Annotated in this window: 10 protein-coding genes and 3 pseudogenes; 7 read left to right on the forward strand and 6 right to left on the reverse strand. The window is 59.5% G+C overall.

What is annotated here, in order from left to right; translation table 11 throughout:
* Positions 1-84 precede the first annotated feature (84 nt).
* Entirely contained in the window at positions 85-357 is a 273-nt protein-coding gene (locus M2427_RS15090) for a hypothetical protein (RefSeq protein ID WP_280707152.1), read from the forward strand.
* 235 nt (positions 358-592) lie between these two features.
* Here M2427_RS15090 and M2427_RS15095 read toward each other — a convergent pair whose 3' ends face one another.
* From M2427_RS15095 to M2427_RS15105, 3 genes are read right to left on the reverse strand one after another with little or no spacing between them, the layout of a single operon-like run.
* On the reverse strand, positions 593-1903 hold the full coding sequence (locus M2427_RS15095) for a nitrate/sulfonate/bicarbonate ABC transporter ATP-binding protein (RefSeq protein WP_280707174.1): 1311 nt from the start codon (positions 1901-1903) through the stop codon (positions 593-595).
* 17 nt (positions 1904-1920) lie between these two features.
* Entirely contained in the window at positions 1921-3657 is a 1737-nt protein-coding gene (locus M2427_RS15100; protein WP_280707153.1) for an ABC transporter permease subunit, read from the reverse strand.
* A 24-nt stretch (positions 3658-3681) separates the two neighbouring features.
* Complete coding sequence (locus tag M2427_RS15105; RefSeq protein WP_280707154.1) at positions 3682-6342, reverse strand: carbohydrate porin; 2661 nt, start codon at positions 6340-6342, stop codon at positions 3682-3684.
* Between the two features lie 908 nt (positions 6343-7250).
* On the opposite strand from M2427_RS15105, the gene M2427_RS15110 reads away from it, so the two are divergent.
* Together M2427_RS15110 and M2427_RS15115 are read left to right on the forward strand one after the other, a co-directional pair.
* A complete protein-coding gene (locus M2427_RS15110; protein WP_280707155.1) occupies positions 7251-8540 on the forward strand; it encodes a tetratricopeptide repeat protein in 1290 nt (429 codons plus the stop codon).
* Positions 8541-8697: 157 nt separating this feature from the next.
* Positions 8698-8856 (forward strand): annotated as a pseudogene (locus M2427_RS15115) (AAA-associated domain-containing protein); the annotation flags it as partial.
* A 20-nt stretch (positions 8857-8876) separates the two neighbouring features.
* Here the strand turns inward: M2427_RS15115 and M2427_RS15120 are convergent.
* Positions 8877-9716, reverse strand: coding sequence for a DUF1194 domain-containing protein (locus M2427_RS15120; RefSeq protein ID WP_280707156.1), 840 nt, complete (start codon positions 9714-9716; stop codon positions 8877-8879).
* A 308-nt stretch (positions 9717-10024) separates the two neighbouring features.
* Here M2427_RS15120 and M2427_RS15125 point away from each other — a divergent pair, with 308 nt between their 5' ends.
* Positions 10025-10915, forward strand: a complete 891-nt coding sequence (locus M2427_RS15125) for an alpha/beta hydrolase (protein WP_280707157.1) — start codon at positions 10025-10027, stop codon at positions 10913-10915.
* 668 nt (positions 10916-11583) lie between these two features.
* On the opposite strand, the pseudogene M2427_RS15130 reads toward M2427_RS15125, so the two are convergent.
* A pseudogene (locus tag M2427_RS15130) lies at positions 11584-11789 on the reverse strand (hypothetical protein); the annotation flags it as partial.
* A gap of 347 nt (positions 11790-12136) precedes the next feature.
* Between M2427_RS15130 and M2427_RS15135 the strand changes: the two are divergent.
* Positions 12137-12562, forward strand: a complete 426-nt coding sequence (locus M2427_RS15135) for a hypothetical protein (protein WP_280707158.1) — start codon at positions 12137-12139, stop codon at positions 12560-12562.
* Between the two features lie 201 nt (positions 12563-12763).
* Positions 12764-13348, forward strand: a complete 585-nt coding sequence (locus M2427_RS15140) for a hypothetical protein (protein ID WP_280707159.1) — start codon at positions 12764-12766, stop codon at positions 13346-13348.
* 464 nt (positions 13349-13812) lie between these two features.
* On the opposite strand, the gene M2427_RS15145 is transcribed toward M2427_RS15140, so the two are convergent.
* Positions 13813-13968 (reverse strand): hypothetical protein, encoded by a 156-nt coding sequence (locus M2427_RS15145; RefSeq protein WP_280707160.1) that lies wholly within the window; start codon positions 13966-13968, stop codon positions 13813-13815.
* Positions 13969-14282: 314 nt separating this feature from the next.
* On the opposite strand from M2427_RS15145, the pseudogene M2427_RS15150 reads away from it, so the two are divergent.
* Positions 14283-14491 (forward strand): annotated as a pseudogene (locus M2427_RS15150) (hypothetical protein); the annotation flags it as partial.

Genomic DNA, 14491 nt, shown 5'->3' on the forward strand with positions numbered 1-14491 from the left:
TCGCGAGTTCGCCAACAATGTCGTGCTGGGGTCGAAGCCGACAGCACGTTCACGAGTCCGCCGGACCAAGCGGCGCTGGGACGGATGCCGCCTGCGGCCTTCAACACCACGCTCGACTATATCGGCACCGTGCGTGGCCGTATCGGCTACGCGTTTGGGCGCTGGATGCCCTATGTGACTGGCGGTTTAGCCTGGGGTCACACCCGCGCGCTGATCAACGACGGCAGCGGATCGATCATCGGACAATACCAACCGGGCTGGACCGCGGGGTTGGGTCTGGAATTTGCGGTCAGCGGCAATTGGACCGCCAAGCTCGATACGACTATGTCGACCTGGCAAGCCGGATGTACGATTTGAGCGGCTTGGCCTGCCGAGCGTCAACGTCGATCCTCGCATCCATTTCCTCAAGTTCGGCCTCAACTACCATTTCGGCGACCTGCCGCTGAAGCCGACCGACAAGACTTTGCTGCCGGAATCGGACGTCTGGAATGTCCACGCGCAGACGACATTCCTGCCTCAGGGCTATCTGCCAATTCGGGCACCTTCGGCGAGAAGATGTGGCAGGATCGCTGGGGACGCTAGGCCTGTCGCCTTAGCCCGGGTTTTCGAGACTGAACGCCTCGGATTGCTCGTCATAGGCAAACAGCTCGGCATAGCGGCCCCACGAGACGATCGTCTTCAGCGTCTCGTCCGCATCCTCCTCGGACATGTAATCCTCCAGCTCGTTCCGGAAGCGCGCGACCGGCGCAGTATGTGAGGGCCGGTCATCCAGCACACGCCTGATCAGGGCCATTACCGGGACATAGGTGAGGGCATGTTCGGCGAACAGCTTCTTGCGGGCGTCGGTTTCGAGATTGGCAAACCGCTGGCCGGCTTCGGTCAGCATCAGGTCGCCCTCGCTCAATTGGGCGAACCGCAGCAGTTGCAGGGATTCGCCGAGGTGAATTATCTCGCCCGCCTCAAGCTGCAAGCTGCTGGCCAGCACAGGTAGGTCGGCATGACCATTGTAGGGCGGCCCAGCCAGCGTCTCGATCAAGCCAGAAAGGACGTTCGATGAGACGTGATGCAGGACCATGCCAACGCCGGTGCCGGAGATGCCCTCGATCGAAGGAGGCCTGGGTTCGGGGCGCTGGGTCATGCGGGCATAGATGCTATCGACAAGTTGCCGGAACACCGGATCCAACCGATTGCGCGGGTGCGGCAGATCGACCTTGATTTCGGCGGCAACCCGTCCTGGGTTCGACGAGAACACGAGAATGCGGTCACACATCAAGACCGCCTCTTCGATATTGTGCGTCACCATCAGGATCGATTTGATCGGAAGCCGGCCCTCTATCCAGAGATCGAGCAAGTCGGTGCGGAGCGTCTCAGCGGTCAACACGTCGAGCGCGGAAAATGGCTCGTCCATCAAGAGCAGGTCGGGATGGACGACGAGCGCACGTGCGAAACCAACGCGTTGGCGCATGCCGCCCGATAGTTCCTTGGGGAAGGCGGATTCGAAGCCGTCGAGGCCGATCAGGTCGATTGCCGCAAGCGCCCGCTTGCGCCGTTCGGGGCTGTCGATGCCGAGCGCCTCCAGCCCCAGCTCGACGTTCTGCAGCACTGTGAGCCATGGAAACAGCGCAAAAGACTGGAACACCATCGCGACAGCGCTCGGCGGTCCCTTGATGGTCTCCCCACGGCATTCGGCTTCGCCCGATGTGGGCGCAATGAGCCCGGCGATAATGCGCAGCAGCGTCGACTTGCCTGATCCGGAGCGGCCGAGTAGGCCGACGATTTCGCCGGCATGAATTGTGAGATCGACGTTTTCCAGCACCAGAAGGTCTTCACCGCTTCCTTTAGGGAACGACCGGCAGACACTGCGGAGATCGATCAACTTTGTCTGATCAGCGGTATCGAGCATGAAGGGGTCCCTTTGGATCAGCCGAGACGTACGCGTCGCTCGCCAAAGGCATAGAGTGGGCGCCACAGTAGTCGATTGAACAATGTCACCATCACGCACATGACGGCGATGCCGAGCACGACTCGCGGGAAGTCGCCAGCCTCGGTCGCAGTCGCGATATAGGCGCCCAGGCCTTTGGCGGCCAGATGTGTATCGCCCCAGCTCGCAACTTCCGCGACGATCGACGCGTTCCAAGATCCGCCCGATGCAGTGATGGCCCCGGTGATGTAGTAGGGGAAGATGCCCGGCAGGATGACTTTGACCCACCAGCGCCATCCCTTGAGATGGAAGCTGCCCGCGGCTTCGCGCATGTCGGTCGGAAAGGCACTGGCTCCGGCTATCACGTTGAACAGGATGTACCACTGCGTCCCCAGGATCATCAGCGGGCTGAGCCAGATATTTGCATCGAGCCCATAGCGCACGATGACCACCACAAAGACTGGGAATGCGAGGTTGGCCGGGAATGCGGCAAGAAACTGCGCGAGCGGTTGCATTCGCTCGGCCAGCTTCGGGCGCAGTCCGATCCAGACCCCGACCGGCACCCAGATCAGGCTCGCGAGTGCAATCAGAACCACGACGCGCAACAGCGTGACGAAGCCGTCACTGACGGCAATGTAGAGGTCCGATGGCGCGAGATGCTCAGACAGATATTGATAGATTTTCCAGCTCATGAAGCCCGTGGCCGCAGCAACCACGGTAAACCAGAGTACATCAACCGCGCGCGAGGGTGGCCCCGACGGTTTTGCGTAGAACCGCATGCTGGTCGGCAAGCCAATCTGCATGTTTGAAAACGCACGGTTCAACGCTGCAAACGGATAGGTCAGTGCCCGCAATGCGCGCGTCCTTCGAAACAGGTCGAGCATCCAGGAGGTCGGCGCGCTGCCGGATGCCGTCTGTTCGAAGCGGAATTTGTCAGCCCACGCCACGATCGGCCGAAACAGGCACTGGTCGTAGATGATGATGACGACCAGCATTGTCACCAGCGCGTAGACGATTGCGGCGAGGTTGCGCTTTTCGATCGCAAGCGCGACATAGGAGCCGACTCCGGGCAGTGTCACGGTGGTGTTGCCGACCGTAATCGCCTCCGACGCCACCACGAAGAACCAGCCGCCCGACATCGACATCATCGCGTTCCAGATCAGGCCCGGCATCGCAAACGGCACCTCCAGTCGCCAGAAGCGCTGCCAGCCCGAGAGGTGGAAGCTCTGGGTCGCCTCCTCCAGATCCTTCGGTACGTTGCGGATGGACTGGTACATGCTGAAGGTCATATTCCAGGCCTGGCTCGTGAAGATCGCGAACACGCATGCGAGCTCCGCGCCCAGGACCCGTCCGGGAAACAGGTTGAGGAAGAACACGACGGTGAAGGTCAGGAAGCCCAGGATCGGCACCGATTGCAGAATGTCGAGGAGAGGGATCAGCACCATCTCCGCGCGCCGGCTCTTTGCGGCAAGCGCCGAGTACACGAAGGTGAATATCGTCGAGCAGACGATCGCGAGCAGCATCCGCATCGTCGTCCGCAAGGCGTAGACAGGTAAATTGACCGGATCGAGCGACACCGGGGTCACGTCGAGCGCAGACAGGGGCAGCGCGGTCTGTTCGCCGCCATAGACGATCAGCACCATGGCGCCGATCACGAGAACCAGTGCCACCAAATCCCATATGTTGGGCCGCGGCGCTCGTGTCAGCACGGTGATGCGAAGGTCCTGTAGATTCATCGGTCGGCTCCGCGGCAGCAATACCTAGTATTGGGTGTGGACACGCACACCGAACACCGAGGCTGGACCTCGGTCACGATTGTAAGCGGGATTGATGATCAGCTGATAGTCGAGCGTGATCCTCGATGCAAACCAGGGAAAGCTATAGTAGGTCTCCAAGATCCCTTCGCTCCCGGGATGCGGCAGTTGCCCGTCGCCGACCAGGATGCCCAGCCCGCCTGCATTGAGAAAGGCCTGGTGCACATTTGAGATGCCATTGACGACTCCGGCAATGCCGAAGACATCGTCATCCCGTTGCCAAAGCTTGCCGGAGACCGAGAGCCCGGCCGCGACGGTCCGGTCGATATCAGTGAACTCGTAAGGCTCCTTGTGGCCATCCGCGTATCCGGCGCGAGCAAAGAAGCCAACATTCTCGATCAGCTGCTGCTCGAGATTAATGCTGATGCCGCCGCGGCTCTGATAGCGTCGTACCGCGGTGATATCGGCCGGTCCACCGGTTATGGCAGCGAGATCGATCGCATCCTGGAAGCTGCCCATACCGCCACGCGTCAGGAATCCGGTCAGGGCCACTTTGCCCGGCTGGCCGAAGATTGCATACCGGCGCTCGATTTCGCCGATCCACTGGAATTGACTAAAGCGGGAATCGAGCGAGGTCGTATTCGGCGCGATCGAGAGATCGAACACGCCACCGCGGATGGTCCAGGGTCCGGTATACCATTCGATGGCACCGCCGACCGAATAGCCCCAGGCGTCGGCTGCATAGTCGAATGTGCCGGTGTCGACCAGCGACCAATTCATGAAATCGCCGCGCGGATCGTGGGCGTAGCGGTTGGTGTCAAAGATATCCGGAACGCCGATTTTGCCGACTGTAATCACCAACCGGTCCGCGGTCTGCTTTCCGGAGAACTGGTTGAAACCCGCGCTGACGTCTTGAACCTCGCCGCCAAGGTCGATTGTTTGCCGGAAAAACGCCCGGTGCAGGCGCGTATAGGGATAGCTCGCGCCGACCTTGTAGGCCTCGCCGCTCGGAAAGCCCGCAACTCCGACCGAACCGCTCAAGCCGAAGCCCTGGTCGATTTCCGGATTGAGCCAGACTTCTGCGCCTTGCCACAGCCGAACGCCGGCGTACAGCGTCACGTCGGTGGTCTCGCGGCCCTGGCTCGGATTGAGACTGTTGGTACCAAGATAGGGACTTCGGAACGCGGGAGTGGCCTGGTTGAGAAAGGTCGCCTGCGCGTGGAAGGCGAAGCGGTCAGTTTCGAGTGCAGAGGGGCCTTTCGTGAATAGTTCTCCCGCGGGGTTTGTAGCGTCGAGGCGATAGTTCAGTCCGAACCGGACGCTCTGCATCGCCAGGGTCGAATGGAACGTATCAGCCGATGTCGCAAAGAATGCACTCTGGCGGCCAAAGCCGGTTTCGAGGAATTCGGCCTTGCCCGTCCAATTCCCGGCGATCGGAATCTCAACGCCGATGCCTGCGACCCAGCCGAGACGCCACAGCCGCACCATATCGATGGTGCCCGCCGCCGCTATCCCTCCGGCTGCGGGAGCCGCGTCCTGGCTCCGGCTCAGCTGATCATACGTCCAGGCGAAGCCGCCCGTTCCGTAAACCAGAAGCTGATCAAACGCATAACCGACGCGAGCGCGCACGCTCCCATAGCTGATGACGGACTCGCCGTAAGTGACCTGACCGATTGCGGGCGAGGCGACAGTTTGGTTACCGGATACAGAAAACGGCACCACCACGTCCGAGTTGGGCAAGCTCACGTCCGCCTCGACGCCCAGCATCAGGCGTGACGGAGAGACATAGTTGTACCCACCTTGAAGGCCCGCGACGTAACTCCCAGTCCCGCCCATAAAGTCGAAATGGAGGGGGAGGTCGAACGCGCCGCCCAAAGTTGGCCCCGCTGGACCGAGTGGCGTTGAGGTCCAGCTGGAAGATCCACGGATCAGACCAACATGGGCGCCGACATACCACCCGGTCCAATCGTAGCCGTTGGCAAAGTAGGGCACCGGCGCCTTGATCGGCAGGTCTGCCGCGAACGTTTGGCTGCCCAGACTGAGCAGGATGCCAAGGCCTGCGAGCGCAGGCGGGCGACCGAGGGCGCAAGCATTCCGGATCGTTTTCCCCCGAAACATTCCGATCGTCCCTTGCCCCTTGCCATTTGGACGCGGAATGACCGCCCCGTCGCGGTTCGTCCGACGCGGTGGCCAAGCAAGCACCCCAAACCCGGCCACCTTCACGCCCAGCCGCCCGCAATTGCAAGCAGGTGTTCTCGCACCAGCTGTAGATGGCAGCAGCGAGTGACGCGCGTGCAACAACGGAAGAGAGCCGATCAGTCCCGCGAACGGCTCTCCGATGCGGTCCGGACGACCGTTCAGCCGGGCTGTTCTGGTCAACCTCGGCTGATACGACGGTTCGAAGAAGCTTTTGTGAAATTCCGCCGCGAGACGCGGCTGCTGCGTGACGCAGCGGTTCGGCGCACCGGTTCTCTCGAAGCTGCAACGACAAGCGAGGCGCTTTGTGCCTGCAATCGGAGACCCGACAGACCAGCCCCGGCCGCTTTGCATGCCGCGACCGAGGGTGTCTGTGTGCGGCCAATTGTCGTTCGCAGGCGCACTTTGCGGCGGGTCTGACGCAAGCCGCCGGGACCAAAACGGTCGAAATTTTGCGAGTTTCGCGAACATCGCTCACCTCCATTTCCGCCCGCGGGCGGCAGGGGTGAGCGAAATGCAGTCGCCTAAGCGCGACCGCCAACCCTCACGCGACACCACCTGTCGCGGTCAATCTCAGTATGTTGCGACAACGCTGGTCCGGTTCGGTTGATCGGAGCCGCGCTGCCATCGGGGGTACTGCCCATGGCTCTTTCTTCAGCTTGAGATGCGGCCAGCGAACGGTTGCTCGCAAGCCGCAGTCCTCCGCATAGGTCCGCAGCCAATCGGTGTCAAGCTTGTTGAATCATCCCCCATGGAGGATGGCGCGCAATCCTCCCGGGAGGATCGGAAGGAGAAGGGTCGAACGGGCCAAATCCGCGATTGTTGAGAAGTCGAATCGTGCCAAAGGGAGCATTCCGAGATGCCTAAGGCGCGGTTCACGAACAAATCGATCATGGCCCGGAGGCAATCGGCAGCGAACGTCGCCATGCGGCTAAGGGGGATTCAAGCAATCGCAAAATGGGTCTCAAGGCGAACTTCGCTCTGAGGGAGTGGATGTAGCCCACACGGACGAGTTCGCGCCTGTTGCGAGGGTATCGCAACTGCGTGATGCGCCGCAGTCCTGTACTTCGGTGTCAATTGAGCTTAGAATAATAAATACGAAGCGTGCTTTGCGGGAACTCCAATGAGACGCCTAAGCGTCGTTATGTTGATTTTGACCGCTGCGGCCGTGAACTGGTCGGAAAGCCAAGCTGCGGGATCGTTTCAGACCAGACCGGCCTTCCAAGGTGTGGTGACGGCCGGTGTGGCAACCCCGGCGCCATCGGTACCGAACGTCTCGGCGGGCGACCTCGTCGGTGGTTGTGGTCGAGGTCGCGTCCGTGATCCAAAAACCAATACTTGCCGCGGTCCAGCCGACATCAGATAAATAGGCGGCACGCTTGGCGGCGATCATGAGAAAATCGTTTCTGCTTACGCAAGTGTGCCTGGGCGTTCTTACTGCAGTTGGACTCTGGTGCGATCTGACGATCGCGCCAGCGCGTGCCGGCGGGGTTGATGTCGCACGTGCCGCCCTCTTGGCCAAGGCGGGCCAACAATGCGCGGCCGCGATCGGCCTGTTCGATGAAGCCTTGCGTCAAGGAGGATTCTCTGCCGGGGACGAAGGCCTACTGATCTACAGCCGCGGGGTCTGCTACGAAAATCTCGGCGTCAAGCAAAAAGCCCTATCCGATCTGAATTCGGCCGTCGCGCTGCTTCCAAATTTTGCCGACGCTTATGCCTACCGGGGCATCGTCTGGGGGGAACTTCGCGAGTTTGATCGCGCGATCGCCGATTTTGAGCAGGCGAAACGATTCAAGCCCAGCGATCCACTTCTATTTAATAACCTTGGTAATGCCTACGCCGCGAAAGAGCAGCCGGCTCAGGCGATCGCCAACTACACTCGGGCAATTGAGCTTCGCCGCGACTATGCCGAGGCATTCTACAACCGTGCGGCGGTCTACCTTGCCACTCACGATGACACGAAAGCTCTGGCTGATTATGACGAGGCTATTCGGCTTGAGCCATCGCTTAGCGACGCCTATAGCAATCGTGGGGTATTAAAGCTGAGCCGGGACGAAGTAGAGCCAGCGATATCGGATTTCGACGTCGCGATTCGCCTTAACCGGCGCGATGCCCAGGCCTGGTTGAATCGCGCCCATGCAAATCTGCTCGCCAATCGTCTATCGGACGCTACCGACGATTTCTCTCACGTCATAGAAATCGATCAGGGGAATGCCGCTGCCTATCTCGGCAGAGGACGAGTAGCGCTTTTTTCTGGCGAATCTGGAGGCGGCATCGAGGATTTCTTGACAGCGCATCGCTTGCTCCCTACGAGCGCTTTTACTGTACTGTGGCTTCACATTGCGCGTACCCACCGTGGTGAGGACGACGAAAGAGAATTTATCGAAAATTCCGAAAGAGTCGCGCAGGATGTGTGGCCTGGCATTTTGCTGCGCCTATTCGAAGGAAAAGCCTCCCCGGAAGATGTGCGGAGAGTGGCGAATGCAGGTCCTCCTCGGGACAAAAGCGGGCAAACTTGTGAAGTGGAATTTTACATCGGAGAGTATGCCGCCCACCACAGGCCGCCGCATGAGGCACGCGAACTGTTGTTAAACGCGGTAAATCAATGTCAGCCGCAGACTATGGGATTTGTGGCCGCGAAAGCTGAGCTTGGACTGTTGGGACAGTGACGCACAAAGCCTAAGCCTTTGAGTGCTTAATTTCGGCGATCACGACCGACTTATTGACGATACCGGGCAGTGTAACGTCCGACCGCGCGACAACTGATAGGGTGGGGCAAAATTCCGGTTTGTTCAACCACTGCGTTCCGGACAGCTCCTGGCAGCCACCGCGCCCGTCGTGTGCTTTCGGAACGAGCTTGAAGATTACATGTCCGAGGAGGATGCGGATCACACGCTGAAGACGATCGTGTCCTGGGGCCGTTATGCCGAACTCTTCGCTTTCGACGAGCAGTCGGACAATTTCAGCCTGGAGAACCCAGGCTAACCACCAAAGGGCTGGCCGCTTTAGCGTCCCCAGCGATCCTGCCAAATTTTTTCGCCGATCGTGCAACTAATGCGCGGCTCATTTTCGGCGATCGGAACCATCCGACGTTCGGGTGTCTTTCCCGCGACCTCGCGGATCAACTTGGCGCGGATCGCCTCCTTGAAGTTCTCGCGACCCTTAATCGGCACGACAAAGGAGCCCGGGCCGCCGATGACGCAGTCTTCGTAGTACCAATCGAGATTGTCGATATCCATCGTCGAATAGGATGGCTCCTTCACCATGACCGGCAGGCCGTTGATGACGATACCCTTCACCAAAGCCTCATCGCGAACGGGCGTGACCGGCGGGCCGTTGTTGTTCGGACCATCGCCCGAAATGTCGATAACGCGGCGCAGGCCTTGATAGGGATCTTCATCGAAGAGCGGCATCGCGAACAGGATGGCGCCCGAGATCGAGGTACGCGAACCTCGCCTGACGGGTGTCTGCATGATTTCGTTGGCGACCGCGTCGGCCGTCTCCGGCCCATCGATTACGCGCCAGGGAATGATGATCTTCTGGTCGCTGGATGCGGACCATTCGAAATAGGTCAGGGAAATCTTGGCGTTCGGACCCGTCCTCAGCGCCTGCAAGAACTCCTTGGAGGTGATAGCCTGGGCATATCCCTCGCGCTGAACGGCAAGTTCGTCCAGATCCATTGAATAAGAGACGTCGACAGCAACGACAAGTTCAACATCGACGGGGGTCGCGGTTTGCTTGTCCGCGACTTCGGGTCTTCGTCCCGGAGCGGCGGTACCCACGGCATCGCCGCCAGCCAGCATACCTGCAACAAGTATCGCTCCGAGCGAGACACCCCGTCGCATGATGGATCTCCGTGATGGACTTCCACATTTCGGAAGCGATGGTGACATGCAAACCGGGCACCGCAAAGGCGAATTAGATGTGGCTGATGTTCAAGTTAACGGGATCGTGGCGTTGATTTGGGTGCCGCTCTTGTCGGCCGTCCGCCCAGCTGCTCCGTACGGACCTCGTATGAAGCGGAAGTCGATGATAGTAAGGCGGACGGAGACCCAGGAGTGGCTCTTTTCCGACCGTAGTCTGGCGGCCACACCGTGAGGATTGTAAGGGGCCAGACTCGCGGTAAATAACACGGGCCGCATGGAAGCTAAGCATGAGCTTTGAGCGCGCGATCCGCTACCAGTGGGAAAGCCAGACTATTCCGCTTGGAATGGATGAGGCGGGAAGTGGTCCTGGCGTGGTGCTACTGCCCGCGCTCAGTTCGATTTCGACCCGCACCGAGATGCACTCGTTGCTGCATCGACTGGCATCGGACTTTCGCGTGACGACGGTTGACTGGCCCGGATTCGGCACCCTAGCGCGTCCCCGCGCGGATTGGTCACCCGAGGCGCTCTCGACGTTTCTCAACTGGTTCATGAGTGAGATTTCATCGGAAGCGCACATGATCGTAGCTGCGGGCCACGCCGCGACCTACGCTCTTCACTACGCCGCGTGCCGCTCGGAAGCGATCGATCGTCTCGTCCTAATTGCGCCAACCTGGCGGGGGCCTCTTCCGACCATGATCGGAGGCTATCGCCCCTGGTTCGCCCGCATTCGAGCGGCCATTAATCTGCCGCTTATTGGTCAGCTCCTCTATCGAGCCAACGTCAGCCGTTTTGTCGTGACGAGAATGGCGCGCGAGCACGTCTACAGTAAGCCAGACTGGCTCTCAGGCGACCGCCTATCCGCGAAACTGGCTGTTACCTGCAGCCCGGGCGCGCAGCACGCCTCGGTGCGGTTTGTCAGTGGCTACCTTGATCGGGTCGAGAGCCGGGATAGTTTTCTAAGTCTTGCGGCGAGGACGGACAAGCCGACGCTGGTGGTCTACGGAGATGAAACGCCAGCACGCTCTCGCGACGAAATCGAATCATTGGTCGGTCTGCCAAATGTTCGACTCGAGCGATTGCCGAAAGGGAAGCTTTCCATTCACGAGGAATTTCCCGATGAGGTGGCCTCCGTCATCAGACCATTTCTTTCCGAAGGAGCAGGTCTTAGCTGTCGCTAGTGCGAAAGACCGCGTCCGGCAATACGGCTGGGATCATTATCGGCAACTTCTTGGGATCATGGCTTCGATCTTAGTAAACGCGCCGCCAGCTGGGCGGCGCCGACGCTGTCGTCGCGCCAATCATATGAGGATCGGAGACCGGCCGGCCACACCTTTCGTTGTTCGATGGACCTTGGAGGGGTCGCAAGATTATCACGAGGTGCGTGCTGTCCCACTGTTTGGCGCTCGCGATCGTTTTCATGGGGAGGGGCGATAGATCTGGCCCGCTCCAAGGCCAAGCCACAGGGCCACGCAGGTCGGGATCCGGGTGAGATCGGATCGGTAGATCGGGAAGCGACTATTGGAATCCACCTCGCGGGCGATTCATACAAGGCTGCGCTGACGCTATGGCATCATCGCGATCGCAGCGGCGACGCCGGCTGCACCCAAAGCCATAGAGATCGCCATGCCTGAAAGGAGCAAACGCCGATCGCGGGCAGGGTCAACGGTCTGCGGCTCGTCTCGAGACCACCAGCGAACAGCGAGAACCCCAAATCCCCATAACGAGCGCAGGTCGCAATCAGCCGGTGCGGCCCGTCGACCTGCGGTAGAATTGTCTGGCTAAAGGCGCCAATAGACCCCGCGATAGGAAAAGCTCGACGACAAAAATCCGAATCCCCCGTTAGCTAACCGCCGTTGATCGCCTGGTCGATCGTCGGGGACGGGTCGACCGGCTCGCCTACTGACCACATGCGTTCGTTCTAGCTTTCCGCGAGCGGCTTGTCCGATGTACCGATCAGGTCTCGCCTTTGGCCCGGGCCTCGGCCGACCGGGCGGCAAGAACCTTCGTGATATGCGGCTGGTGAGGTCGGTATCTTCGAAATGGCACGCCCACTTTTCTGCGATCTTGAGACGTGCAAAGCGATTTTGATGCGAGCGTGAGGTCTCTTCCTCAGACGTCCCCTCAGCAAATGAGTGAGAGTCTGAGTGGAAGACGCCGTTTTTTGAGGGGTAGTCGATGTCGGCGCGAAGCCTTAACATTAGTCGAGTAGGTCGCTGATTTCATTGAGGTTTGTGCATAGTCAAACACCGATATGTTGGCATCTTGCGACCTGGTTGCGCCAAAATGAGGCAGATTTCTGAGGCGTAGACCGAAGGATTGCACGAGTGCCGCCGCGGTTCATTGCGAGCAACACTTGGCGAACCCCACGTGGATTTCTGGATCAGTCGGATTCCTACGTCATGACCGAGGTTGAGGACGAGTGCGACGACGAGGGAGCGCAATGTGAGGACGAGGGCGCCGAGCACGACGGCCGCGAGCCAGACACTGACAACGAGCCGTCCCTTGGCAGCCTCATGGGCTGGGGTGGCGATCCCGACAATCAAGAACGGTGGGCCGGAGGCTCCCGCGACGATCGGGAGGAGGAGCACGACGGCAGGGAGCCTGATGAAATCCGGCATATCATTCTGCGCTTGATGACGCAGATTGTTACGGACTTCCTTCGCCGAACCCGAGCAGCCGGCCAAGCCGGCGTCCGTCGTGGTGCTAGTCGGGGGCAACGAGCGCGCCTGATCCGGCTTTTGATCCTGCGGCTCGCACCAAATGAAGCGCCGAACCCACCGCAAGCGCGACCGGCAGCGGTACATGACGCCACCGCCGACGGCTGAAGCGATAAGTCGCATCACGGCCCGCCAGCGTGAACCGGCGGGCCAGCATTCCGGTCAAATACGCGGCTAACCGGCCGGCAACATCCGGCGACTTGGCCCACAGGTCAGAGGGGTTGACTTGTCCTTATCATTTGCCGGGCGCACTCTCTGCCAAATTCAACCTGACGTTCTGAGCAATGGAGATTTCGACAGGGGGTAGCCATGTGGAAACGAGTTATATTTGTCGCTCTGATTTATCTTGTCGTTGGATCGCAGCCATCAAAAGCGGGCTTGGATGTTAAACTCCCAATCGACAAAGTCACGGAAGGCATAGTGGATTTCGTTAAATGGTTACTTACTCAGTCGCGTACTGACAGCGTTGGCACGTTGGTAAAGGATCTAGGGTCGCTATCAGGCAAGGAGTCGACGCTTGCCGACGACATAGCGAAGTTGGCCCGTAATCGCAAAGGCATGGGTGGCGCTCCTGCGACCAAAATGCTCAACAACAGACTCGCAGAGATATATTCTAAATATCTTGTCGTTCAGCAGCATTTCAAAGATCTCGACCCCCAGTGGGCTGGGCCGCACGCTGGGCTTGTTGGTGATATCGGCGCTTTCGCGCACGATGGATTTCTGTGGTATTGCCCGGTTTCTGAGGGATGCGAGGATGGCGGCGGCGGTCAACAAACGATCGATCTGTCAGATGACGGTATCGCATTGGCGAATCAATTGCGTAGCGATGCAGCGAAGATGAACGATCTGATAAATAAATCGCAGATCGCGCAGCAGGCGTCTTCAGGGAAATAGGAGACGAGTTGGACACACGTCAGACCTGTGGATGGGCGAGGCCGAATTAAAGCGCGCGGCTTCGGTCTCGAGTTCTCGGCCCGCCGGTTTACGCTGGCGGGCCTTCGTTCTCAGTTCGTGGAACGCACTGTTGCGGCGCAGCAAGATTGACCTGTGTCAGATTGCCATGCCGCGAAGGCGCAATCTTACAAGGCATGGCCCATCTCGTTTTCAAATGTCCCGATACATCGTTTAACGTCCAGCATTGGATCGAGGACGACGAGGACGATGCACCTGGCAACAGATATGAAAGCGTGGCCTGCCCGGCCTGCACGAGGGTGCACTTCATCAATCGAAAGACCGGGAAGCTGCTGGGTGAAAAGTAACGCGGTCAGCCTGACAAGAGGCTCTCACCTGGCGACCGCTAGAATCAGACTGAGAGTTCTGAATGAGATCAGCGAACGCGAGCAGATTGACAGGGTTTATCAATCAAGGTGTACACCGTGCACCTCTAACAGCATTTTGGCAGACTCGAGCTGACGTAGCAGCACGCGAGACTGATAGTAGCGCAACGAATAACCGCTCAAAACGCCGGCCGTAAACACGCCGACGACGACAACTTGTGCGAAATCTTCGGCCATCGCGACCCTCCAAGCAACGATCCGGAGTGTGTTAACAAGGCCGCCTGACGTAGGCCTTACGTCGCGCTGCTCGCACTATTCGTAAGGCGACGACCGGAAATCGCCCCGTCGCGAGCGCAAAATTCCACAGCGAGCAGCTCGACGTCACAAGCGTGGTCACTGTTGACACTTGGGATTGGGATCATTGAGTGCGGGCGTTTTTCGGATGCTGGGGGCGGCGCGCGCCAGCCTTTCGCCATTCTTCGAATTGCGAATTAATGCGCAATGTGCTTTGGGGGCTGTCGTGACCGCGAAGGGTGTCTGACGAGGCCCACATGCGTTTTCCGTTGCCAGCCGCTGCGGCTGCTTTTATTGCCTTCTCCACCGCTGTCAATTGCCAAACCCCAGCAAACGAGTCGCTGGGCCTATCGGAGATGATTAATGCGAGTTCCTTCGTTGACCTGCTGGCCCTTATGTCAGGGGAATGCAAAACGCTGAAGATTGCCGGACAGGACTTTGGCTGCAGGACGATCGCCTACGCGCA

This window comes from Bradyrhizobium sp. BR13661 (assembly GCF_029892425.1).
Lineage (GTDB): Bacteria > Pseudomonadota > Alphaproteobacteria > Rhizobiales > Xanthobacteraceae > Bradyrhizobium.